The organism is Bacillus cereus group sp. MYBK95-2, assembly GCF_051915225.1.
Lineage (GTDB): Bacteria > Bacillota > Bacilli > Bacillales > Bacillaceae_G > Bacillus_A > Bacillus_A cereus.
This window is the reverse complement of sequence record NZ_JBQAEH010000001.1, coordinates 938,556-962,823: the sequence shown is the minus strand read 5'-3', so window position 1 is coordinate 962,823 and position 24,268 is coordinate 938,556. Positions and strand designations below refer to the sequence as shown.

The window sequence follows — 24,268 nt, the reverse complement described above, 5'->3', positions numbered from 1 at the left end:
GAGCATGAAAGGGAAACTTATAGTAGTCGGCGGTGGCTTGGCTGGCTTAATGGCAACGATTAAAGCGGCAGAAGCAGGAGTAAATGTTGAACTGTTTTCTTTAGTACCAGTAAAACGTTCACATTCTGTATGTGCTCAGGGCGGAATTAACGGTGCCGTAAATACGAAAGGTGAAGGGGATTCTCCATGGATCCACTTTGACGATACAATTTATGGTGGGGACTTCTTAGCGAACCAACCACCAGTTAAAGCAATGTGTGAAGCAGCACCTGGTATCATTCATTTAATGGACCGTATGGGTGTTATGTTCAACCGTACGGAAGAAGGACTTCTTGATTTCCGTCGATTTGGTGGAACGCAACATCACCGTACAGCATTTGCTGGTGCAACAACTGGACAGCAATTACTTTACGCATTAGATGAGCAAGTACGTCGTCACGAAGTAGCAGGACTTGTAACGAAATATGAAGGTTGGGATTTCTTACGAGCTGTTGTTGATGATGAAGGTGTGTGCCGAGGAATCGTTGCACAAGACTTACAAACTATGGAGATTAGAAGTTTCGGAGCAGATGCCGTGATTATGGCAACAGGGGGCCCTGGTATCATTTTCGGAAAATCAACAAACTCCATTATCAATACAGGTACAGCAGCTTCTGCTGTATATCAACAAGGCGCATATTATGCAAACGGTGAGTTCATTCAAATTCACCCAACGGCAATTCCTGGAGACGATAAATTACGTCTTATGAGTGAATCTGCACGTGGTGAAGGTGGACGTGTTTGGACATATAAAGATGGTAAACCATGGTACTTCTTAGAAGAAAAATATCCGGCTTACGGAAACCTTGTACCTCGTGACATCGCAACGCGTGAAATCTTTGATGTTTGCGTAGAGCAAAAACTAGGTATTAACGGTGAAAACATGGTGTACTTAGATCTTTCTCATAAAGATCCAAAAGAACTAGATATTAAACTAGGTGGAATTATTGAAATCTATGAGAAATTTACAGGGGATGATCCTCGTAAACTACCGATGAAAATCTTCCCAGCTGTTCACTATTCAATGGGCGGACTATGGGTTGATTATAAACAGATGACAAACATTCCAGGTTTATTTGCAGCAGGTGAGTGTGATTATTCTATGCACGGTGGTAACCGTCTTGGTGCGAACTCACTATTATCAGCAATTTATGGTGGTATGGTAGCAGGACCAAACGCAATTGAGTATATGAAAGGTCTTTCTAAATCATCTGATGCTGTTTCATCTACTGTATATGAGCAAAATGAATTAATCGAAACAGAGAAATTTAACAATATTTTAACGATGGATGGTAACGAAAATGCGTATGTTCTTCATAAAGAGCTTGGAGAATGGATGACAGATAACGTTACAGTAGTTCGTGAAAATAAAAAATTATTAGAAACAGATGCGAAAATTGAAGAATTAATGGCTCGTTACAAACGTATTAACATTAACGATACAGCAAGATGGAGTAACCAAGGTGCTTCATTTACACGCCAACTTGCAAATATGTTTGAGTTAGCACGTGTTATTACAATTGGCGCATATAACCGTAATGAGAGCCGTGGGGCGCATTACAAACCTGAATTCCCAAATCGTGATGATGCAAACTTCTTAAAAACTACGATGGCAAAATTTGAGGGAGAAGGAAATGCACCAGCATTCCATTACGAGGACGTTGATATTTCGTTAATTAAACCGCGTAAACGTGATTATTCTTCAAAACACGATGTAGCTGCTAAGGGTGAAGAGAAGGGGGATAAACAACATGTCTGAGAAAACAATCCGCCTCATCATTACGAGACAAGACGGGCCAGATGCGCAAGCGTTTGACCAAGAGTTTGAAATTCCATATCGTCCGAATATGAATATTATCTCAGCACTTATGGAAATCCGTCGTAATCCTGTTGATTCAAAAGGGAACCAAACAACTCCGATTGCCTGGGATATGAACTGCTTAGAGGAAGTATGTGGTGCATGTTCGATGGTGATTAACGGAAAACCACGTCAATCATGTACGGCACTTATCGATCAATTAGAGCAACCAATTCGCTTAAAACCGATGAAGACATTCCCGGTTGTACGTGACTTACAAGTTGATCGTAGTCGCATGTTTAATGCTCTAAAACGCGTTAAAGCGTGGATTCCAATTGATGGTACGTATGACCTAGGTCCAGGACCAAGAATGCCTGAGAAAAAGCGTCAATGGGCTTATGAGCTTTCAAAATGTATGACATGTGGTGTTTGCTTAGAATCATGTCCAAACGTAAACAGTAAGTCTGACTTTATTGGACCAGCACCGTTATCACAAGCTCGCTTATTCAACTCACATCCAACGGGTGAAATGCATAAAGCAGATCGCTTACGTGCAATTATGGGAGATGGAGGACTAGCAAACTGTGGTAACTCTCAAAACTGTGTGCAATCATGTCCGAAGGGTATTCCTTTAACAACTTCAATTGCGGCATTAAACCGTGATACAACAATTCAATCGTTCAAAGATTTCTTTGGTAGCGATAATAACTATTAATAAATATTGCCTCTTCATATCGAAGAGGCAATATTTATAACTTTATTATTCTGTTTATTCTGTTTATTTCAAGGTGAAAAGGAGAGATAACAATGAAGAGGATTTCTTATATTGAAGACTTTGAGCAATGGGAAAGTGGTTTTTCGTTTTACAACCCTGTAAAGGTTCGTTTTGGTGAAGTAGATATGTTTGGACATGTAAATAATGTCGTTGCTTTTACTTATTTTGAAGAAGCTCGTATTGCGTTGTTTAAAGAACTTGGATTTATGCAAGAGTGGACACATGCATCATCAGAAACGATGATCCTTGTTGCGGATTTACAATGTAATTTTATTAAGCAAATATATTTTGATGAACAGCTGAAGGTGTATGTAAAGGCAGGATCGGTCGGGAATTCTTCTTTAGATTTACATTATATGGTGAAGAATGCAGCAGGAGAGGTTTGTTTAGTAGGTCGCGGAATGATGGTTCAAGCTTCGAAAAAAACAGGAAGAGGCGAACCATGGCCTGAAGAATGGAAGAAGAAATTACTACAATAATAGAGTGAAAGAAAAATAAGAGAGCAATTTGCTCTCTTATTTTTTGTCTTCCATCGCTTCTTCTAATGTTAAGTGATGTTTATATAGGTATGTAGCGTATGGATTACCAACGTAGCGTAAGTGCCATGGTTCATAGGCATATTCTGTTGTATCTGTTTTATCTTCTAAGTAACGAATGACAAAGCCGAATTCATGAGCATGTTCCGCGACCCATTTTCCTTCTGCTGTCTCTCCGAAGATAGGCTCTAATTGAAATTTAGCTGATTTTGAACTAATATCCATTGCTAAACCCGTTTGGTGTTCACTTGTACCAGGAATTGCGCTTACCGAATTAGCTTCGGCTTTTCCTTGACGTCTAACGTATGTATCATGCAACGATTTTTGGCGTTTGTATGAACGATAACCAGATACAGCTGTAAGATCAAGCCCTTCTTTTTTCGCAGCTTTGAACATGTTTTCAAGTGCCTCGGCAGCATCTTTGCGCAGCAATGTTTTTTCTTTATCTTTTGGACTAATAAATGGTACATTTGGTCTCGTTAAGTCTTCAGGAATGTATCCATCTGGTAGTTTTCGATGTTTATTAATTAAGACAAGATTAGATTTTGGATTTGTTACAACTGAAAAGTCATTGTCTATTTTCTTTGCATTATGATCAGCTTTTGGAAAAGCAGGAATCTCTTCTTTTTTATGGTTATTATGCTTTTGACTTTCGACAGCTTTTGCTTCATTATGTAGTGGTGTTTTAGAACCAAAGTAAGCGAAAGATGTGATCCCGATTACAATAGTAGTGGCAGAAATAATTATTATCTTTTTCATGATGCCTTGTAATCACAGTCCCTTCTTCATAAAATGTGTATTGTTTTTTTTATTATAAATCTAGTTTGTTGGAAAAGGAATATAAGAGTCATAACGTAATAGAAATGCAAAGAAAATGTCAGAAAATGTGTGAATTTGTAGTATTTTTTTATATAATTCATTTCTTATCTTTCATGATTTGCATTTTTTATGTAATATATATACATAAGAAGATGTAGCGATTATCGAGAATAAAGAACTTCTTGTATAGACTAGGAGTGAATGGGAATGGATTTTGCAACAATTATTGGACTTATTTTAGGATTTGTAGCAGTGGTAGTAGGGATGGTCGTCAAGGGCGCTGACGTAACAGCCTTATTAAATCCTGCCGCAGCATTAATTATTTTTATCGGTACATTTGCTGCAGTATGTATTGCATTTCCGATGAATCAACTAAAAAGGGTTCCAAAACTATTTAAAGTTCTTTTTGGTTCAAATAAAAAGGATTTAAGTTATGAACAGTTGCTAGAATTATTTGTTCATTGGACATCTGAAAGTAGAAAATACGGTATTTTGTCTTTAGAGCAACAATTAGACAAAATTCAAGATGAATTTCTTTTGCGCGGTATGAAATTTGTGATTGATGGCGTATCCGCAGAAGATTTAGAGCAGATTTTGGAATCTGAATTAGAAGCAATTGAAGAAAGACATGCAAAGGGAGCTGCTATTTTTTCACAAGCTGGTACGTATGCACCGACATTAGGAGTTTTAGGTGCTGTTATCGGTCTTGTAGCTGCGCTTGGTAACTTAACTGATATTGAAAAGTTAGGTCATGCTATTTCGGGTGCGTTTATTGCAACGATTTTTGGTATTTTTTCAGGTTATGTATTATGGCATCCATTTGCAAATAAGTTAAAGCAAAAATCTTCAGCTGAAATTGAGAAAAAACGTTTAATCATTGATTGTTTATTAATGTTACAAGAAGGTACATATCCGTTTATTATGAAGAACCGCATTTTAGGTGCACTTTCTGCAACTGAGCGTAAAAAGCTAGAAAAAGGAGCAGAAAAAAATGCGGAGTAAGAAAAATAGAAGAGGCAAAAAGAAAAAACATGATGAGCATATCGATGAAACGTGGTTAATCCCATATTCTGATATGTTAACGTTGTTATTTGCATTGTTTATCGTTTTATTCGCAATGAGTAGTATAGATGCTGCGAAGTTTAAACAGATGGCAGTTGCTTTTCGAAGTGAATTAGCTGGGGGAACAGGTAACAAAGAATTTTTAAGTGATCAAAAGCCAAATGATGAAAAAGAATTATCAGCAAGTAGCCTTGAGGCAGAACAAGCAAAAAAACAAGAAGAAGCTAGAGCTAAAGAAAAAAAAGAGATGGATGAATTGAAAGCATTACAAAAAAAGATTGATCAATATATTAATGAAAAACAATTATCTTCTTCTTTTCAAACTAAATTAACTGAAAAGGGATTAATGGTGACAATATTAGAAAATATACTGTTTGATTCGGGGAAAGCAGATGTGAAATTAGAATCTTTAGGGATTGCAAAAGAGATGTCTAGCTTACTTGTTTCAGCGTCACCTCGTGAAATTACAGTATCGGGTCATACGGATAATGTCCCTATTGCCAATGCGCAGTTTGCGTCGAATTGGGAATTAAGTACGCAGCGGGCAGTTAATTTTATGCAAGTATTACTGCAAAATAAAGAATTACAACCAGAAAAATTTAGTGCGATTGGATACGGAGAATACCGTTCAATTGCTCCAAACGATACACAAGAAGGAAAGGCAAAGAATAGACGTGTGGAAGTATTTATCTTGCCTTTAACAGAGAAAGTAAAATAAAAGAGGATGGCGAATGCCATCCTCTTTTATTTTACATCAAATGATTTTAAGTTGTCGCGACGGATTTTATCTTTTTCTGCATCTGATTTTTTGAAATCATAATCATATAAAGCGCCTTCCCAATCGCCATACATTGGATTCGGGAAAATAATGAATTTCTCACCAAATTGTGCTTTTGAATCTGCTACTGTTTGGTTACGATCTTTTACAGATTTCCCATCAAAACCTGTGAAATCAGATAAGTTATCACCGAAGAATAAGACAATATCATGGGTTTGAGAAACGAGTTCACGGCGTTTTTCTTTTCCTTTTTCTTTCGGATCTTGTAGTAATATATGTTCTTTCGTTGCTTGAGGAGCACCTACACGCTCAAGATTTTTAATTGTTGCATCTAGTTGATTCGTTTTACGATTTGAGATGTAGTAAATATCTACACCTTTAGACTCTGTATATTTTAAGAAATCAATTGCGCCTGGAAGGGCTTCAGCCTCAGCTTTGTTAATCCAATCATCCCATTTGTAAGGATAGCCTTTGCCTGTTTTTACGCTCATTGCCTGATGAGGACTGTTATCTAAAACAGTTTCGTCTAAATCAAGCACGATAGCAGGTTTTTTCTCTGTCCCTTTTGCAAGAATTGCATCAAGCTTTAATTGACCAATGTTGTACCCTTGGTAGTAAAGTGCTTTCGTTTCACCGGCTGTTTGATACCATAAATCAGCCATTAATTGTTGTTCTGTTAATTTTACTTTCTCTTCTTTCGCCACTGTTTTCTCTGGTGTTCCTGAACATGCTACAAGTGATGTAGATAGAACCGCTACAGATAATAAAGTGGTAATGCCCCTCTTCATCTTCATATGTATCCTCCTTGATGTTAGAAAATCATTTTATATTATATATTAAAATATAATATTTTTATATGAACATTTGCATATTGTCTTTTGTATATATAGTAGTATGTCCTATATTAGAAAGATGAGCAAAATAATAATAGCTGTTTTGACAAGTTTTATTGTCGTAATGACAATTATAATTGACAAAAAGAACTTTGTTATTTACAATTTTAACTAAATAGAACAAATGATGGATTCATGACGATGTTTACATATAAGAGGATGAAGCGTGGTGCTATATTTTGTCTTGAATAAACATAGTCTTTGAAAGAGAGTACGAATGATACTAAAGGGGAGGCTTTATACTTGAGTTTACAAATTCAAAACTTAACGAAACAATTTGGGGAATCAAAAGCAGTTAACGGTTTGCAAATTTCGTTACCAAAAGGTGAAGTACTAGGGTTACTTGGACGAAATGGTGCAGGGAAAACAACAACAATCAAAATGCTTCTCGGATTATTAACGCCTAATGAAGGTTCGATTACATGGGATGGAAAAGCATTTGGAAATAGTGGTGTAACAATTGGGTATTTACCAGAAGAAAGAGGTTTATATACAAAAAGTAGAGTAATAGATCAGCTGCGATATTTTGGTAGATTAGAAGGAATGTCGAAGAAAGAAGTGGATCACGCTATTGATCACTGGTTAGAGCGTTTAGCGATACCAGAATATAAATTTAAAACGGCTGGAGAGCTTTCAAAAGGGAATCAGCAAAAAATCCAATTAATTGCTGCTCTTCTTCATAATCCGGAACTTCTCATTTTAGATGAACCATTCAGCGGCCTTGATCCAGTTAATGCTGGGATGTTAGCTAGTATTATTGAAGAACAAGTACAGAGCGGAAAGACGATTATTTTATCAAGTCATCGTATGGAACAAGTAGAGGCTTTTTGCCAACATGTATGTATTTTGAAAAAAGGTGAAGCAGTCGTAAAAGGACAGCTAAGTGATATTAAGAAAGAATACGGTTTCCGTAATTTAACGATTGAAGATACAGTAGAGAATGAAAAGGGATTAGAAGCTATACATGTATCGTATGAAAAACAACAAGGCCTTCTTTATGTGAAAGTACAAGACGATGCGGAAGCTCTCAAGATTTTGCAACAGTTGCAAGAGCAAGGTGTTAGCTTACGACAATTCAAAATGTTAGAGCCGACGTTAAACGAAATCTTTGTAGAGAGGGCGAAATAACGATGCGTAAATTTTCTCACGTATTTTCATTTTATTTTAGGGAAGCGTTTTTATCTAAGAAATCATTAATTACGAGTGCGATTTTATTTTTAGTTGTGTTTGGGATTTTTGCATTTAATCATTTTACTTCAGGCGATGATAAAAATAAGGATAAAGATAAAATTGCAGTTGTAGTAGAGAGTTCCACATATAAAGTACAAAAAGATGAGCTAAATAAGCTATTGCCATCAGCAAAAATAACAATTGGTTCAAAGGATGATTTTGATAAACTGCATAAGCAAGTAGAAGAAGGCGATTTAGATGGTCTATTCCATGTGACGGAAAAGGGTGGGGCTCCATCGATTACATATATGTATAATGGATTTCCAAGCCAAGCAACTTCTGCAATTATGGCAGGATATTTAAAGCAACAATATACGATGGTGACGATTGCCAAAAATAATGTTTCACCAGAAATTGCACAGCAATTACAAACAGAAATTCAAGTAAAGCAAGAAGCGATAAAAGATCGTACATCTTCTTTCGGAATTGCCTATTTCTTTACATTTGCTTTATATATGTTTATTGTAGCGTTCGGAAATACAATCGCAATGAATATTGCATCTGAAAAGGCGTCACGTGTAATGGAAGTAATGCTTCCGAAAGTGAAGCCTCTTACGATGATGTATGCGAAAATTTTAGCGGTTGTTTCAACGGCGTTATTGCAACTTGTCGTATTGGCGTGTGGTTATCTTATTCCATATTTGTTAGGTTGGGTCGATTTAGAAAGTGCCTCACTATTTGGTATTCCAATTGACTTTACGAAATTAGATGCAAAAGTTATCAGCATGTTTCTTGTTTATTTCATTACGGGATATTTACTTTATGCGATGATGTATGCTGCTGCTGGAGCTGTCGTATCTAAGACGGAGGATTTACAAGCTGTATCTTTCCCGGTAATGATTTTAATTATGGCTGCATTCTTTATTAGTATTAAATCATTAAGTGATCCGAATAGTACTATCGTTGTTGTAAGTTCTTACGTTCCATTTTTTACACCGATGGTTACCTTCTCACGTATTGTAGCTGGTGAAGCAGGTATGCTAGAAATTACGATAACATTAGCAGTCTTATTGGCGACAATTGCAGTATTAAATGCTGTTACAAGCCGCATTTACGTAAACGGCGTAATGAATTACTCAGATAAAGTGAAATTTAAAGATTTAGCGAAATTTATAAAGCGTCAATAATGAGAGAAAAGCATGATTTCCTATTGAAATCATGCTTTTTCTTTATGTATAAATTAAAAATAGTATATAATAATAAGAGTCGTCTTTTAATAGAATGAATAAAAAGGAGGGTGTGCAGATGGGGATTAGTAGTCGTTTTACAGTAGGTGTTCATATGCTGACATTACTTGCGATAGATCGAAACTCTCGCTGTACCTCTGAATGGATTGCCGGTAGTGTGAATACAAATCCAGTTGTGATTCGTCGCATTACAGGAATGTTGAAGAGAGCAGGACTTGTTGATGTACAAGCTGGTAAAGGTGGTACGACACTTGCTCGAGATTTAGAAGAAATTACATTACTTGATGTATATAAAGCAGTGGAAGTTGTAGAAGAAGGACAACTATTTTCCTTCCATGAAAATCCCAACATTGAATGTCCAGTAGGAGCTAATATTCAATCAGTATTAGAAATTATTTTAATGCAAGCGCAAGAAGCGATGGAAAACGTACTTGCAAATGTAACGGTAGATCAATTAGTTACAAATTTAAAGTCTAAAATGAAAGAATAAAAAAAGCGAGCTTCCTCATAATGAGGGCTCGCATTTTTTTATTCAGAAATATTGAAAATTCTATTTTTCAGTATTTAAAATGAATTTACCTACGATAGCTGCGAAGATACCACCAAGAATTGGTGCTACGATGAATACCCATAGTTGAGAAAGTGCTTCTCCACCAACAAATAAAGCTGGTGCGATACTACGAGCTGGGTTAACAGATGTTCCAGTTAACGGAATTCCTAATAAGTGAATTAAAACTAATGTGAAACCAATTACTAGTCCAGCTAAAGAAGAACTTCCTTTTTTACCTGTTACAGCAACGATAACTAAAATAAATACGAAAGTTAAAATGAACTCAACTAAAAATGCTCCAGATAAACCAAGAGTTCCGAAACCATTTTGTCCTAAATTATCTAAAGGTGTTTTAGCAGATTTTAAAATTGTTACTAACGTTGCAGTTCCTAATAAACCACCTAAAATTTGAGCTAATACATAATAACAAAGTTCCATAGCGTTCATTCGTTTGTTGATGAACATAGCTACTGATACTGCTGGGTTAATGTGACATCCAGAAATTGTTCCGATGCTATATGCCATAGCTACAATAGATAAGCCGAAAGCCATAGCGATTCCTAATGTTCCAATTCCTTCAATTCCGCCGCCAGTGACAGCTACTCCAGTTCCGAATAATACAAGTACAAATGTACCAATAAATTCAGCGATTGCTTTTTTTAACATAATTTACCTCCTATTAATGCGCATGAAACGTATTATAACATAAGTTTTAGTATAAACAGCCAATGAAATACTATTCTGATAAGGCGAAATAGGGGGACAATAAAAAAGAGTATGGTTCATCTCTATAGAACCATACCCTTTTTTTATGCCGATTTTTTCTGTTTAACGACTGGAACAGAACGGTTTAAAATACTATTTGCAACCATTCCTAACATGATAATAATCATTCCGATGAGAGAAAGTCCTCCAGGGAGTGAACCATTTAAGAAAATGATTTCTCCAAGTACGGTAAAGACCATCGTTCCAGCTTGTGTTGCTTCAACAGCTCCAAGTAGAGCGAGGTTATCTTTTGCTAAGTCAGTAGCAAAGAAAAATGTCATCGTTGCAATAACGCCGGAACATAATGCTAACAAAAATCCTTGAAGCATTTGGTTGGATGTTGGAATGCCAGTAGTAGAAAATCCGTATATACCAAGCAAGATTGTTATAGGAAGACTTCCAATTGCCATTCCTAATACACGTTGGAACGTATCAAGGCGTCCACCAACAAGCTCCATCATTTTTCGGTTACCGAACGGATATAAGAAAGCGGCTAATACGACAGGTAAAAAACCTGAAATGAACTGAGTCATTGTAATATGGCCTGCGGCAGTTGCTTGCATACAAATTACACCAAGTAAAATAAATAATGCAACATATAAGCTACGAAGTGGAATTTTTCCGCGTACAAGTTTCGTACCTGATTTTGTTTCTATTTTCACGAAAAATAGTGGTGATAGTAGTAAACCAGCTAAAATCGTAACTTGCCAAGTTCCAGCAACGAGCCAAGCTGGAGAAAAGACAGCTGAGAAACTTAATAAAGAATAAAAACCAATACCGGCAACAGAACCCCATCCGATCCATGCCAATGGATGTTTTTTTAACTCTTCCCATAATCCCCTAAAGTTTTTGCGAAATAAAACGATAAGGAATAAAATAGGAAGAGCAAATAAAAAACGGAAGGAAGCTGTCCAAGCCCAGCTCGTTCCAGATACATTCATTGCTCTATTAATAATAAAGGTTGCAGAAAAAAAGGCCGATGATAAAAGACCTAATAAAATTGCGCGCATGAAGTATAGCACTCCTTTCGAAAATAAATAATTATGTATAGTATGATATACTTTTAATTGTTAAAAGTAAACTATTTTATACTTTAAGGTGGTTTTATATATGAAAGAAAATGAAGATATGCAAACGAAAGAAGTCATTCAACAAGTTGGACAGTTATTGAGACAAATTCGAAATGAACAGAAATTAAGTTTAGAAGAATTAGCCCATAAAACAGGAGTTAGTAAATTAACATTAGGAAAGATAGAAAGAGGGGAAACAAATCCGACACTAGCTGTCATTTGGAAAATAACGAAAGGGTTATCAATTCCTTTATCCAGATTAATGGTTGCTGGAGAACCTGTAGCTGTTGCGCGCTGTGGAGAAGGATTTGCAGTAGATGAAGGACAAGCGTGGCATTTAGAAACGATGTTCCGTTATACGAAAGAAACAGGGATGGAAATGCACCGTGCTTGTTTACGATCAAATAGTATATATGAGCCAGAAGCTCATCATGAAGGTGCGATTGAGCTTGTAACGGTAATGAAAGGGAAAGTGTCTATTCAAGTGGAGAATGATGTATACGAATTAAATGAGTTTGATTCCATTCAATTTGAAGCGAATAAGAAGCATATTTATAAAAATGAAGAAGAAGAAGTGGCGGTATTACATTTAACGATGAAATATTCTTCATGAAAAAATCACCTATAGGATTCTATAGGTGATTTGCTCTTCTTAAGTATGTGAAATGATGCCATTAGTACGAACGTGGCATAAGTAATAAACAAATGAAATAAACTAAAAATCCTGTCCCAAAACATAAAACAGCAATAACCCAAATGATACGAATAAGAGTAGAGCTAATATCAAAATATTCTCCTAAACCACCACATATACCAAATAGCATTTTATCAGTTTCGGATTTACATAACCTTTTTGACATATTCCAATCAACTCCTTTTTATATCAAACTGCATACTTTTATTCTATATGGAAATTTATGAGAAGACTATGGGGTTGTATTACATTTTTTTGTGAGAAGCGATCGTATTAATTGTCTTAATTTTCAGTGGATATTAAACTTGTAGTTATGAGGTGATTTTTAATAAAGGGTGGGGAAATAGAGATGACAGTATATTGGTTGACTAACGTAATGCTTGAATCAGGATATACATATGAAGAAGAGAGAATTTCACAAACAGAAACAGAATTATGCAGTTTACTTATTGAAGATGGTCGAATTAAAAAAATTATAAAAGGGATTGTTCAAGAGGAAGATATAGTAACTTTTGATGCTAAGAACTTATTAATGTTGCCAGCTTTCAAAGAGATGCACATTCACATTGATAAAACATATTATAGTGGCCCATGGAAAGCTTGTATGCCAGCAGAAAGTATTTTTACACGTTTTAATGAAGAAGAAAAAATTTTACCAAAGCAATTAGCGACTGCTCAAAATAGAGCGGAAAATATGCTAGAGTTACTACTGCAAAATGGTGCAACGAATATTAGAACGCATTGTAATGTTGATCCAATTATTGGGCTTAGTAATTTGGAGGCGACGTTAGCGGCATTAGAAACATATAAAAATCGAGTATCTAGTAGAATTGTTGCGTTTCCGCAACATGGATTATTGCGCAGTAATTCTGTGCAACTCGTGAAAGATGCGATGCGTATGGGTGCTCATCTAGTCGGAGGAGTAGATCCAGCTACAGTGGATAATGACATTGAAAAGTCATTACATACAATTATGGATATCGCAGTCGAATTTAATGCGGATGTTGATATTCATTTGCACGATGCGAATAATCTTGGAACGTTTACGATGAAGAGATTGGCAAGTTTAACAGAAGAAGCAGGATGGCAAGGCCGTGTAACGATTAGTCATGCACTTGGACTTGGTGGTGTTACTGATAAAGAGGCTGAAGAAGTGGCAGAAAGACTCGCAAATGTAAATATTGATATTACTTCAACAGTGCCAATTGGTAAACAAGTAATCCCAATTCCGTTATTAGATAAAAAAGGTGTTAAGGTTTCATTAGGAAATGATAGCATTACAGATCATTGGTCACCGTTTGGAACAGGTGATATGCTTCAAAAGGCGAATCGATTAGCAGAGCGTTTTGGGTGGAGTGACGAAAGGTCTTTAGGAAAAGCACTCCGCTTTATTACAGGAGGAAAAGAAACGTTAAATAAGGAAGGGAAGCGAGTATGGCCGAATGTAGGGGATGAAGCGAGCTTTGTTTTGACGAATGCGACATGCGCTGCTGAAGCAGTAGCGCGTCAAACAGAAAAACGTTTAGTCGTGTATAAAGGAAATATTGTTGTTGGAAGTTTAAATGAGGTGGAATTAAATAATCTTGTGTAGAAGAATCGTTTAAATATTTTGAGGAGGGTTCTAATGGTGAGTATAGAACTCTTCTTTTTTATTCTTACAATATATTTTTATAGGAAAGCTAGAAGGGATGAAAAAATTGGACAATCAACATAACCAAAATCATATTATGGGAACTTTGCAATGGTTTATATTTTTATTAGCAAATTCAATCGCACTACCAATTGTCGTTGGCGGATTATTTCATCTTACGACGGAAGAAATATTTTATTTAATGCAGCGTACGTTTTTTGTAGTTGGTATATCTTCTTTTTTACAAGGATGGCTTGGGCATAGACTACCAATTGCGGATGGGCCGGCTGGATCTTGGGTTGGTGTATTTACCGTACTTGCTTATGCAACGGCCGGACAAGATCAATTACATAGTACACTGCAAATTTTAGAATTAGGAATGATAATCTCCGGTATTATTTTAATAGGATTAGGAGTAACTGGTTTTATAGGACGTATTTTATTTTTATTTACGCCGCTTGTGACAGGGACGTTTTTACTTTTATTATGTTTACAATTAAGTGGTGTATTTTTAAAAGGAATGTTAGGAATTACAGCTACTATTTCTCAAATCGACGGATTTACAGCAATGATCGCGTTTAGTATATTTCTGTTCGTTATTATACTATCTAATTTTGGAAAAGGCTTTGTCAAAAGTTATGCAGTTTTAATAGGATTAATTAGTGGGTGGATTATTTTTCTCATTGCAGGAAAAGTGACAATCCCATCTCAAGTAACTCATTTTGTGCAACTTCCACATATATTTGCTTGGGGACTTCCAAAATGGAATACAGGTATGGCTGTATCAAGTTTTGTTATGGTATGTATTTTAGTTTCGAATACGGTGGCAGCTATTATAGCAATTAATCAAGCAACTATTCATAAAGCGACTATTGAACAAAAACAGTTGAAAGATGGAACATGGGTTGGGGGGATTTCGCATATCATCTCTTCTGTATTTTCAACTGTAGGTGTCGTTCCGTTACCAGCAACGGCAGGATTTATACGTTTAACAAAACAAAAATATATCCGATCGTTCTTAATGGCATGTGCGTTACTAGTCGTAATGTCTCTTTTTCCAAGTATTATTCGTTACTTAGCATCTTTACCATCAGCTGTCGCATCGGCTGTTTTAATGGCTTCGTTCGTACAGTTAATTGGAATTGGATTTAATAATATAAAACAAGTGCCGATGAGTGAAAGGAATGTAACGATTTTAGGCGTTGCAGTATTATTTGGCAGCGGCGTTATGTTTTTACCGTCTGGAGCCCTCCAATCCTTGCCGTCTGTTATGCAATATATATTCGGTAATGGCTTATTTGTAGGTACGGTTGTAAGTATATTGCTAGAACAAATATGGCGCGTTGGAAAGTAAGTGGACAAAAAGAGTGTACGCACTGTATAAAAGTCTAAAATAACATAGGAAATAAAGCCCATTTTCATTCACCACCTGCACATTTCGTTCATACAATATCTTGACTAAATAAACACCCAACTTACACATACACAGCTCTGGCTTAAGCAAGGAGGGTTATACCAGTTGAAGGAAAAAGCGTATCAATCTAAACCTTTACTCACAAAGAGAGAGAGAGAAGTATTTGAATTGCTGGTTCAAGATAAAACAACGAAGGAAATTGCAGGTGAACTTTTTATAAGTGAAAAGACAGTTCGCAACCACATCTCAAACGCAATGCAAAAGCTAGGGGTTAAAGGACGTTCACAAGCAGTTGTGGAGCTTCTTCGTATGGGAGAGCTCGAATTATAAGAAAGCAGCCGACTTTTATATAAAAGTCGGCTATTTTTTTGTTTGCTTCACTTGCTATATGAATGATAAAAACGTTTCATACATAAATAGGTAATAAGGAGGGGATATGTTGAAAAGGATACTGTTAGTTTCAACAAGTGCTCATGATATGAATGGACACCCGACTGGTTTGTGGCTTGAAGAGCTCGCAGCTCCTTATCATGTATTAAAAAAGGCTAAGTTTGATGTTGATATTGTGTCAATAAAAGGCGGGAGAGTACCTATAGATAGAGTGTCTATTCCGAATGGTATACCTCGCGAATTCAAGCATGTAGCTTCTTTATTGCAAAATACGAAGCCGATTTCAAATGTTCATTTTTCGGATTATGATGCGGTTTTATTTGGTGGTGGGCACGGGGCGATTGTAGATTTTCCAGGTAATCCATATGTAGCAAATTTGATTGAGAATATGTATAACAATAACCGGATTGTAGCGGCTGTTTGTCACGGAGTAAGCTCTTTAGTCGGTGTGAAAAATAAGGATGGCTCGTTTTTTGTTGCGGGTAAGCGTATAACAGGTTATACAAACGATGAAGAAAGAGCTGTACATTTAGAAAAGCGCGTTCCGTTTTTGCTAGAAAGTAAGTTGAAAGAAGAAGGAGCTTTGTTTTATGTAGCCCCCAATTTTACGCCGCATGTAGTAGTAGATGGTCATTTAATTACAGGACAAAATCCACAGTCTAGCGTGGAAATAGGTAAGGCTATAAAAAGGGCTGTAAATAAATTATAGAAAAAGTACCCGCTACTAACAAAGGTAGTGGGTATTTTTATCCCTCTATTTGCCGGGCAGTAGGACCCCCGATTGGTGAGAGCTAATAATCAGTGGGGATGAACGCCCCCCCCACTGATTAAAGTTTCACTGTATTCTAAAATTCCCGCCTCGAAATTGGTTTGTAACCGTCCAGTTGGTAATAATTGATTATAGTTTTTTATGTATAGTATATGAAAATGTAATAAACTAAAAAGGCATAGTGAGTATAATAACTTCATTTATAATCATTCGTGAATTTGCTATACTATTTTGTATGGACAAAAGGGGAGGCTCTTTTAAATGAGAAAAGTCGCATGTGCAAATACTTATATTAATAAAATAAAGCCCATTATTAGAAAGACAAGTTTTAGCCAATTGAAAATAGATGAAATTGCGAAATATATGGATATTAGTAAAGCTACTTTATATAAACGTTTTTCTTCGAAAGATGAAATTATTGAGGCGGTAGTAGAGGATTTCATGAACTATCTACTCGAAGGTGATGCGGATAATCAAGATGAAAGTATGTCATTTACAGAACGTTTCCAAAAGACGTTTATCCATTCTTTAAAATGTGTGACATATATTTCGGATGTTTTTTTGCAAGATTTGAAAGAAGCATATCCGCATTTGTCGGATCAATTAGTCGCTGCCCAACAAAATCGTAACCATAATTTGCAAATGTTTTTTGAAGCGGGTATGGAACAAGGTTATTTTAATAAAATGAATGCACAATTATTTATGGTACAAGATGATGTGATGTTAAGACGTATTATAGATCATTCTTTTTGTATTCAGTACGATATTACGTTAAAGAAAGCGATACTTGATTTTTATCAATTAAAGAAGTATCAACTTTTTAAACCAGAGTATATAGAAGCAATTGATGATTCTGAAATTGAAAAAGAAGTTATTGCTATTTTGCAAATGATTTCGTAAAAAAGCAGATCTCCCTTAATAGAGGAGAATCTGCTTTTTTAGTACATATTATTTTTGCAACTGTTTTAATACTAATTCGGCTACTAGACCACCTGAAGCTGGGTTTTGACCAGTGATAACACGATTATCTTCTAGAGCATAAGCTTCCCACGGTTGCGCGGCTTTTTCGTAAAGTCCTCCATTTTTAATGAGTTCATCTTCTGTTAAAAATGGAACGAATTGATCTAATTCAGCTAATTTTTCTTCTTCATTTGAAAAGCCTGTTACCTTCTTACCGCTAATTAAACGATCCCCATTGCTTAATGTAATATGAAATAGACCAGCAGCTCCATGACAAACCGAAGAAACAATTCCACCGTTTTCATAAATATTGCGGCTAATATTTTGAAGTTCTTTATTTTCTGGGAAGTCCCAAATAACCCCGTGGCCACCTGCGTAATAAATAACAGCGTAGTCTTCTGGATTCACTTCACTTGGTTTCATTGTAGAACCGAGGCGATTCATAAACTCTTTCTTTTGATACCATTCCCAATCGATACTCTCCGCCATTGCTAAACTATGTGGATCAATTGGTGTATAACCGCCTTGTGGACTGACGTAATCAACTTCGTAACCCGCTTCTTCTACTTTTTTTACGAAATGTACAGCTTCACCAAGCCAAAGTCCGGTAGCCCTATTTAAATTTGGGTATTTTTCTACGCTTGTTAATACAACTAACATTTTTCTCTTCATCATAATCCTCCTATAATGTCTCTTCTATATAAAAGTTCTGTATGCGTTTCATTTTATTAAGTTAAAAAATGTAAATTTGAATAATCATGCCAGTCCTCCTTATATCGGCTTCGAAATTAGTGTATAATAACTTTTGAACAAAGTAAACTAAAAAGGCTTAATTAGTTTACTTTGTATATTTTTCGTTGACAAACTGTAATGCTGAAACTATGATAGTTCCATGAATATCGAACAACATACGTGTTTCGTTTCGAATTCAATTTACCCCGCATTAACGGGCAGTAAGACCTCCATCTCAAAATTCAGCGGAAGCAAAGAAGTTAGGTGGGAGATCAACTGCCCGTAAAAGCCCGATTGGTGAGGGCTAATAATCAGTGGGGGATGAACACAAACCTCACTGATTAAAGTTTCACTTTATCGCGCGATAAATTAGCAACTTTTACACATTTAATGAAGTTGTTTAGTGGTGATACAACATTTAAATAAGTTCATTTTTTTATCTATAGTTTGATAGTTTTAAAATTGCAATCAGGAGAGTGTTACACATGGGGAAAGATATAAGAAACCATTCGAAATGGTTTGTTTTTACATTATGTTTTATTGTTTTGTTAGGACCGATGAACGCTGTGTTATTTAATGTAGCGCTAGAGGATATTGCCAATGATTTATCAATTAGTCAATCGAAAGTAAGCTGGGTTGTAGTAGGGTATTCCTTAGTTGTCGGTATTGGTTCGATAATATATGGAAAGCTGGCTGATCGTTACAGTGTAAAAAGACTATTAATTATTTCTATTATCATATTTGTAGCTGGTTCTATTGTTGGATTTATGAATCAATCTTATGAAATTATCATTTTCGCAAGGTTAGTGCAGGCGAGCGGGGGAGCAGCGTTTATTGCGCTTAGTATGATTGCGGTGGCGAAATTAGTTGCTCCAGCTAAAAAACCAGGTGCGTTAGCAATGATTAGTTCTTCTATTGCATTAGCGGTTGGTATTGGACCTTTAGTAGGTGGGGCAATTACAAATACGTTAGGGTGGCCGTATTTATTTTTATTTATGGTTATTTCAATGATTGGTATTTTCTTACTCGTAAAATTTATGCCAGAAGAGGCGCGACATACAGATGAAGTGTTTCGCTTTGATTTCATTGGAGCAGTTTTATTATTTGTATTAATTACGACCATTTTATTAGGAGTTAATATTAATAGTTGGCTTTTTGTGTTATCTGTTGTTTTTCTATTTTTATTTAAGGCTCATATGAAGAGAACAGAGTCGCCGTTTATTGATATTGAGTTATTTACAAATAAACCATTACTTCGTTTAATAGCGGTCGGATTTATCATTAATGTGGCGTTATGTGCTAGTTTATTATTATTACCATTACTGTTAGGAAGAGGACATGGATTGTCTCCATTCGTTATTGGAATTGTATTGTTTATTGCATCTCTCTTTGGTATTGTATCTAGTTTTATTACCGGAAAGATTATTCCTTCGTTTGGGAATGTGAAGATGATGTATGTAGCTTCTGTAGTTATGATCATTGGCTTTTTAATTTTAGGGATTATTCCGGACGGGAACTTACTCTTTATTTTATTTGCGGTTATTTTAACATTTATGAGTTATTCGGCAATTCAAGTATCATTAAACACATTTATCCCGAAAACATTAAATCCAGCTAAAGTTGGAGTCGGTCTTGGTTTATATAATTTAATTAACTTTTTCGGTATGGCATTTGGACCAGCTGTAGCGAGCAAAATTATGGAATCTACAAATAGTTATCGATTAAATTTTATTTTGATCGTCATTTTAATTGCTGCTCATTTCTTCTTATTGATGGGAATGTCTTCTTTTCAAAAAAAGATGGAGCAATGAATATGCACTTTATATAGAAGAAACCGACTTTCTTATAGAAGGTCGGTTATTTTTCTATCTTGCAAATTACGAAAAAAAGGAGCAAAATAAAAAAGGTCCTAGTCTATACATGGGAAAATGAAAATTTTCATACAGAAGCATTTGAAGTGAGCGAACTTAAAGTGTGTAAAATATAATGATAAACATAAAAGATGATGAATGAGAAAACGGGTGATGAAGTTGAATAGAGCAATCGGTGTTATCGATTCAGGAGTTGGCGGTTTAACAGTAGCGAAGGAATTAATTCGTCAGTTGCCGAAAGAGCGTATCATATATTTAGGAGATACAGCACGTTGTCCTTATGGTCCACGTTCTCGAGAAGAAGTACGTCAATTTACGTGGGAAATGACAGAGCATTTACTAGACTTAAATATTAAAATGTTAGTTATTGCGTGTAATACAGCAACTGCAGTTGTATTAGAAGAGATGCAAAAACAATTACCAATTCCAGTAGTAGGAGTTATTCACCCAGGATCACGTACAGCTTTAAAAGTGACAAACACGTATCACGTTGGGATTATTGGAACGATTGGAACGGTGAAAAGTGGTGCATACGAAGAGGCGTTAAAGTCTATTAATAACCGTGTTATGGTAGAAAGTTTAGCTTGTCCACCTTTCGTTGAACTTGTAGAGAGTGGGAATTTCGAAAGTGAAATGGCGTATGAAGTTGTAAGAGAAACGCTGCAACCACTGAAAAGTACCGATATTGATACACTTATATTAGGGTGTACACATTATCCGATTTTAGGACCTGTTATTAAAAAAGTAATGGGAGATAAAGTGCAACTAATTAGTTCTGGTGATGAAACAGCACGTGAAGTAAGTACAATCTTATATCATAGTAAAATGTTGAATGAAGGAGAAGAACAAAGCGATCATCTCTTCTTAACAACAGGAAAAATAGGCTTGTTTAAAGAAATTGCATCAAAATGGTTCGGTCAACCGATTGAAAATGTGAAGCATATTCATTTAGAAAAAGAATAATAGTAGAATTTATATAAGTGAGCTCCTGAGAAATCAGGAGTTTTTGTTTTATCTTGCTATTTGCTGGGGAGTAAGACCCCTACTGATTAAAGTTTCAATTTATAAGAGGCGCAGCTTGTTCTAAAACATGAAACAGCTCGTATACATAATAGTACAAACTTAGATTTTAGGGGGGAATGGCATGCCTAAATCCACTTTTAAATGGGTTGTTGGTGCTACTGTGAGCGCTGTTTTACTAACAGGGTGTGGCTTTATAAATCAAGAGAAAGCAACTGAACAAATTGATCCGCCAAAACAAGTTACGTATACAGAGGGTGGGAAGAAAGAAGTAGCTAAAAAAGATAAGCAAGGGCAAATGGTAAACAGAGAACTATACCTTGTTGATAAAAATGGTTATGTTGTACCACAAACGTTAGCTATACCTACTCCGAAAGCAAATGAGACTGTGAAGCAAACGTTAGAATACCTTGTGAAAGATGGACCGGTAACGAATTTATTACCGAATGGGTTTCGTGCAGTCATTCCGGCGAATACAACGATGACTTTAGATTTGAAAAAGGACGGAACGGCAGTTATTGATTTCTCTAAAGAAATGAAAAACTATGCGAAAGAAGAAGAGCGTCAAATCGTTGAATCTATAGCTTGGACGTTGACGCAATTTACAGAGATAAAACAAGTGCAGTTCCAAATAAATGGTGAGAAATTGGCAAAGATGCCGGTTGGTGGTACACCGCTTGGTGAAGGAGTGAGCCGTGCAAATGGTATTAACTTCGATGATGAACAAGTAGCAGATGTAACAAATACAAAACCAGTCACACTGTATTTTATGGCGCAAAATAATAATAAACAGCAATACTACGTACCAGTCACACGCCGCGTTGCGGAAGGTAAAGAAAATGACTATGCAGCAATTATAGATGAACTTGTAAAAGGTCCGATCCATCAATCGCTCCTGAATGATTTTAATCCAGGCGTTAAGCTTATTACGAATCCGAAATTACAAGACGGAAATCTTACATTAAACTTTAATGAAAATATATTTGTAAACCCAGATAAAAATATGATCTCAAATTACGTATTGAAGTCGTTAGTTTTATCTTTAACAGAAAAGAAAGGTGTGAAAAATATTTCTATTGAAGTGAATGGAAAAGCAAATCTTATAGATGAAAAGGGCGGAAAGTTAATAAAACCTGTAGATCGTCCAGAAAACGTGAATACAGGTAGTTTTTAATCTTGAATAATTTGATATACTTAAGTAAGAAAGGAGAATTGCTTTTTGGGTTCTCCTTCTTTTATTGTATACATATCATACATTTAAATTTGGCTATACTAACGAGTAGTAATTAAGAGGAGGTTATTTTTATGCGAGTAGATGGTAGAGAGAAAACAGAATTACGCCATATACATATTCATACGAATTATTTAAAACATCCAGAGGGATCTGTATTAATTGAAGTTGGGGATACAAAGGTGATTTGCTCAGCAACAATTGAAGAGCGTGTACCACCGTTTATGCGTGGAGAAGGAAAAGGATGGGTAACAGCTGAATACGCGATGATTCCGCGTGCAACAGAACAACGTACGATTAGGGAGTCAAGCAAAGGGAAAGTAACAGGGCGTACAATGGAAATCCAGCGCTTAATTGGACGAGCATTACGTGCGGTAGTTGATTTAGAAGCGCTTGGCGAGAGAACAGTTTGGATTGACTGTGATGTCATCCAAGCAGATGGTGGAACGAGAACAGCTTCTATTACAGGTGCATACGTAGCGATGGTATTAGCGTTTGAGAAGTTATTACAAGCAGAAAAAGTATCTAAAATTCCAGTAAAAGATTATTTAGCAGCAACGTCAGTAGGAATTGTTGAAGAGCAAGGTGTTGTTTTAGATTTAAACTATGCAGAAGATTCTAAAGCAGACGTTGATATGAATGTAATTATGACTGGAAAAGGTCAGTTTGTTGAAGTGCAAGGAACTGGAGAAGAAGCGACGTTTAGTAGAGCGCAGTTAAATGAATTACTTGATGCAGCAGAACAAGGCATTTTCCAACTGATTGATATGCAAAAAGAAGCGTTAGGTGACATCGTATCTCATATAGAGTAGAGGTGGAAAGTATGAAACAAGTTGTTGTAGCGACAAAAAATATGGGGAAAGTACGTGAATTTGCTGAGTTATTTGAGCGATTTGATTTAGAAGTGAAATCATTACACGATTTTCCTCATATTGAAGAAGTCGAAGAAACTGGTGAAACATTTGAAGAAAATGCGATCTTAAAAGCGGATAGTTTGAGTAGACAGTTGAATGCAATTGTAATTGCGGATGATTCAGGTCTTATTGTAGATGCGTTAAACGGGAAACCAGGCGTGTATTCAGCTCGTTTTGCTGGAGAGCCAAAAGATGATCAAGCGAATATTGATAAAGTTTTACAAGAATTAAATGAAATACCGTTTGATAAGCGTAAAGCTCGCTTCTACTGTGCATTAGCAGTAGCTTTCCCTGAAGGTGATAAAAAGCCTGTCATTGTAAACGGGACATGTGAAGGATTTATTTTAGAACAACGCCGCGGAGAAAATGGCTTTGGATACGATCCGATCTTTTATGTGGAAGAATACAAAAAAGCAATGGCGGAATTAAGTTCAGATGAAAAAAATGCTATTAGTCACCGCGGACGTGCTCTTCGTAAGCTAGAAGAAAAAATCCCTGAATGGTTTTTAGGAGAATAAGGGAGAGAGATTGATGAAAGCTTTAATCGTAAGCGATAGTCATAGCTCTGTGAAGGAATTACAGCAGTTAAAAGAGAAGTATGAAGGGAAAGTAGATATCATGATTCATTGCGGTGATTCAGAGCTAACGCCTGCTCATGAAGAGCTGCAAGGTTTCCATGTTGTAAAAGGAAATTGTGATTATGCTAACTTTCAAGATGAAATTGTAACTGATGTAGATGGAATTCGCTTCTTAGTTGTACATGGGCATCGACATAATGTAAAAATGACATTACAAACGCTAGCGTACCATGCTGAAGAAGTGGGAGCGCAAGTTGCATGCTTCGGACATTCTCACGTATTAGGTGCGGAATTAATCGAGGGCGTTTTATTTATTAATCCAGGCAGTATTTTATTACCACGTCAGCGTGTAGAAAAGACATTTGCTTTATTAGAAATGGATGAAAATCAAATGGAAGTTCGTTTTGAAACGTTAGACGGACAACTAGTTGAACAGGCAGTTTTTAAAAGAGGATAAGAAAATTTATCCTCTTTTAAAAAAGGTGTTGACTTTATGTGTGGTTATACATATAATAAATATTGTCGATAGGGCAACGGCGCTAACGAAGAAAAGAAAATAACAT

26 protein-coding genes are annotated in these 24,268 nt (G+C 36.0%); 20 read left to right on the top strand and 6 right to left on the bottom strand.

What is annotated here, in order from left to right; genetic code table 11:
• The first annotated feature begins 4 nt into the window (after positions 1-4).
• The 3 genes from sdhA to ACTFN4_RS04970 all read left to right on the top strand — a co-directional run bounded on the left by sdhA (position 5) and on the right by ACTFN4_RS04970 (position 3,091).
• Entirely contained in the window at positions 5-1,798 is a 1,794-nt protein-coding gene (gene sdhA, locus ACTFN4_RS04980) for a succinate dehydrogenase flavoprotein subunit (protein ID WP_000676750.1), read from the top strand.
• Entirely contained in the window at positions 1,791-2,552 is a 762-nt protein-coding gene (gene sdhB / locus ACTFN4_RS04975; protein WP_001291827.1) for a succinate dehydrogenase iron-sulfur subunit, read from the top strand. The genes sdhA and sdhB overlap by 8 nt, the downstream gene beginning before the upstream one ends.
• A 92-nt stretch (positions 2,553-2,644) precedes the next feature.
• Positions 2,645-3,091 (top strand): acyl-CoA thioesterase, encoded by a 447-nt coding sequence (locus ACTFN4_RS04970; RefSeq protein WP_439962104.1) that lies wholly within the window; start codon positions 2,645-2,647, stop codon positions 3,089-3,091.
• A gap of 36 nt (positions 3,092-3,127) precedes the next feature.
• On the opposite strand, the gene ACTFN4_RS04965 is transcribed toward ACTFN4_RS04970, so the two are convergent.
• Positions 3,128-3,907, bottom strand: coding sequence for a M15 family metallopeptidase (locus tag ACTFN4_RS04965; RefSeq protein ID WP_000720201.1), 780 nt, complete (start codon positions 3,905-3,907; stop codon positions 3,128-3,130).
• 267 nt (positions 3,908-4,174) lie between these two features.
• On the opposite strand from ACTFN4_RS04965, the gene motA reads away from it, so the two are divergent.
• Complete coding sequence (gene motA, locus ACTFN4_RS04960) at positions 4,175-4,969, top strand: flagellar motor stator protein MotA (RefSeq protein WP_000344859.1); 795 nt, start codon at positions 4,175-4,177, stop codon at positions 4,967-4,969.
• Positions 4,959-5,747 (top strand): flagellar motor protein MotB, encoded by a 789-nt coding sequence (gene motB / locus ACTFN4_RS04955; RefSeq protein ID WP_001256734.1) that lies wholly within the window; start codon positions 4,959-4,961, stop codon positions 5,745-5,747. The genes motA and motB overlap by 11 nt, the downstream gene beginning before the upstream one ends.
• Before the next feature lie 26 nt (positions 5,748-5,773).
• Here motB and ACTFN4_RS04950 read toward each other — a convergent pair whose 3' ends face one another.
• Entirely contained in the window at positions 5,774-6,601 is an 828-nt protein-coding gene (locus ACTFN4_RS04950; RefSeq protein ID WP_000782767.1) for a 5'-nucleotidase, lipoprotein e(P4) family, read from the bottom strand.
• Between the two features lie 342 nt (positions 6,602-6,943).
• Here ACTFN4_RS04950 and ACTFN4_RS04945 point away from each other — a divergent pair, with 342 nt between their 5' ends.
• The 3 genes from ACTFN4_RS04945 to ACTFN4_RS04935 all read left to right on the top strand — a co-directional run bounded on the left by ACTFN4_RS04945 (position 6,944) and on the right by ACTFN4_RS04935 (position 9,607).
• Positions 6,944-7,828 (top strand): ABC transporter ATP-binding protein, encoded by an 885-nt coding sequence (locus ACTFN4_RS04945; RefSeq protein ID WP_000058117.1) that lies wholly within the window; start codon positions 6,944-6,946, stop codon positions 7,826-7,828.
• Between the two features lie 2 nt (positions 7,829-7,830).
• A complete protein-coding gene (locus ACTFN4_RS04940) occupies positions 7,831-9,057 on the top strand; it encodes an ABC transporter permease (RefSeq protein WP_001224982.1) in 1,227 nt (408 codons plus the stop codon).
• 118 nt (positions 9,058-9,175) lie between these two features.
• A complete protein-coding gene (locus ACTFN4_RS04935; RefSeq protein WP_000512998.1) occupies positions 9,176-9,607 on the top strand; it encodes an Rrf2 family transcriptional regulator in 432 nt (143 codons plus the stop codon).
• A gap of 60 nt (positions 9,608-9,667) precedes the next feature.
• On the opposite strand, the gene ACTFN4_RS04930 is transcribed toward ACTFN4_RS04935, so the two are convergent.
• Together ACTFN4_RS04930 and ACTFN4_RS04925 are read right to left on the bottom strand one after the other, a co-directional pair.
• Complete coding sequence (locus tag ACTFN4_RS04930) at positions 9,668-10,333, bottom strand: aquaporin (protein ID WP_000913213.1); 666 nt, start codon at positions 10,331-10,333, stop codon at positions 9,668-9,670.
• A 143-nt stretch (positions 10,334-10,476) separates the two neighbouring features.
• On the bottom strand, positions 10,477-11,442 hold the full coding sequence (locus ACTFN4_RS04925; protein ID WP_001201636.1) for a DMT family transporter: 966 nt from the start codon (positions 11,440-11,442) through the stop codon (positions 10,477-10,479).
• Between the two features lie 100 nt (positions 11,443-11,542).
• On the opposite strand from ACTFN4_RS04925, the gene ACTFN4_RS04920 reads away from it, so the two are divergent.
• The gene (locus ACTFN4_RS04920; protein ID WP_000661920.1) at positions 11,543-12,115 is read left to right on the top strand and encodes a helix-turn-helix domain-containing protein; all 573 of its coding nucleotides are present in this window, start codon (positions 11,543-11,545) and stop codon (positions 12,113-12,115) included.
• Between the two features lie 61 nt (positions 12,116-12,176).
• Here ACTFN4_RS04920 and ACTFN4_RS04915 read toward each other — a convergent pair whose 3' ends face one another.
• Positions 12,177-12,362 carry a PspC domain-containing protein gene (locus ACTFN4_RS04915; RefSeq protein ID WP_000044334.1) on the bottom strand — a complete coding sequence of 62 codons (186 nt, stop codon included), beginning with the start codon at positions 12,360-12,362 and terminating at the stop codon, positions 12,177-12,179.
• Between the two features lie 183 nt (positions 12,363-12,545).
• On the opposite strand from ACTFN4_RS04915, the gene ACTFN4_RS04910 reads away from it, so the two are divergent.
• From ACTFN4_RS04910 to ACTFN4_RS04890, 5 genes are all read left to right on the top strand, one after another.
• Complete coding sequence (locus ACTFN4_RS04910; protein ID WP_098583789.1) at positions 12,546-13,787, top strand: amidohydrolase family protein; 1,242 nt, start codon at positions 12,546-12,548, stop codon at positions 13,785-13,787.
• Between the two features lie 97 nt (positions 13,788-13,884).
• Positions 13,885-15,180 (top strand): purine/pyrimidine permease, encoded by a 1,296-nt coding sequence (locus ACTFN4_RS04905; protein WP_000732140.1) that lies wholly within the window; start codon positions 13,885-13,887, stop codon positions 15,178-15,180.
• A 165-nt stretch (positions 15,181-15,345) separates the two neighbouring features.
• On the top strand, positions 15,346-15,570 hold the full coding sequence (gene gerE / locus ACTFN4_RS04900) for a spore germination transcription factor GerE (protein WP_000659484.1): 225 nt from the start codon (positions 15,346-15,348) through the stop codon (positions 15,568-15,570).
• 106 nt (positions 15,571-15,676) lie between these two features.
• A complete protein-coding gene (locus ACTFN4_RS04895; protein WP_000919607.1) occupies positions 15,677-16,339 on the top strand; it encodes a type 1 glutamine amidotransferase domain-containing protein in 663 nt (220 codons plus the stop codon).
• A 321-nt stretch (positions 16,340-16,660) separates the two neighbouring features.
• Positions 16,661-17,299 (top strand): TetR/AcrR family transcriptional regulator, encoded by a 639-nt coding sequence (locus tag ACTFN4_RS04890; RefSeq protein WP_001233006.1) that lies wholly within the window; start codon positions 16,661-16,663, stop codon positions 17,297-17,299.
• A 48-nt stretch (positions 17,300-17,347) separates the two neighbouring features.
• On the opposite strand, the gene ACTFN4_RS04885 is transcribed toward ACTFN4_RS04890, so the two are convergent.
• Positions 17,348-18,031 carry a type 1 glutamine amidotransferase domain-containing protein gene (locus ACTFN4_RS04885; protein WP_000823847.1) on the bottom strand — a complete coding sequence of 228 codons (684 nt, stop codon included), beginning with the start codon at positions 18,029-18,031 and terminating at the stop codon, positions 17,348-17,350.
• 545 nt (positions 18,032-18,576) lie between these two features.
• Between ACTFN4_RS04885 and ACTFN4_RS04880 the strand changes: the two genes are divergently transcribed.
• The 6 genes from ACTFN4_RS04880 (at position 18,577) to ACTFN4_RS04855 (ending at position 24,162) form a co-directional block, all read left to right on the top strand.
• Positions 18,577-19,902: an MFS transporter gene (locus ACTFN4_RS04880; RefSeq protein ID WP_000513854.1), complete on the top strand. Its 1,326-nt coding sequence runs from the start codon at positions 18,577-18,579 to the stop codon at positions 19,900-19,902.
• A gap of 213 nt (positions 19,903-20,115) precedes the next feature.
• On the top strand, positions 20,116-20,925 hold the full coding sequence (gene racE, locus ACTFN4_RS04875; RefSeq protein WP_000774005.1) for a glutamate racemase: 810 nt from the start codon (positions 20,116-20,118) through the stop codon (positions 20,923-20,925).
• Between the two features lie 181 nt (positions 20,926-21,106).
• Positions 21,107-22,156: a spore germination protein GerM gene (gene gerM / locus ACTFN4_RS04870; protein WP_001126746.1), complete on the top strand. Its 1,050-nt coding sequence runs from the start codon at positions 21,107-21,109 to the stop codon at positions 22,154-22,156.
• Between the two features lie 131 nt (positions 22,157-22,287).
• Positions 22,288-23,025 (top strand): ribonuclease PH, encoded by a 738-nt coding sequence (gene rph / locus ACTFN4_RS04865; protein WP_001261765.1) that lies wholly within the window; start codon positions 22,288-22,290, stop codon positions 23,023-23,025.
• Positions 23,026-23,036: 11 nt separating this feature from the next.
• Positions 23,037-23,645: an XTP/dITP diphosphatase gene (locus ACTFN4_RS04860; RefSeq protein WP_000815939.1), complete on the top strand. Its 609-nt coding sequence runs from the start codon at positions 23,037-23,039 to the stop codon at positions 23,643-23,645.
• Positions 23,646-23,658: 13 nt separating this feature from the next.
• Positions 23,659-24,162 carry a metallophosphoesterase gene (locus tag ACTFN4_RS04855; RefSeq protein WP_000645488.1) on the top strand — a complete coding sequence of 168 codons (504 nt, stop codon included), beginning with the start codon at positions 23,659-23,661 and terminating at the stop codon, positions 24,160-24,162.
• Positions 24,163-24,268 lie beyond the last annotated feature (106 nt).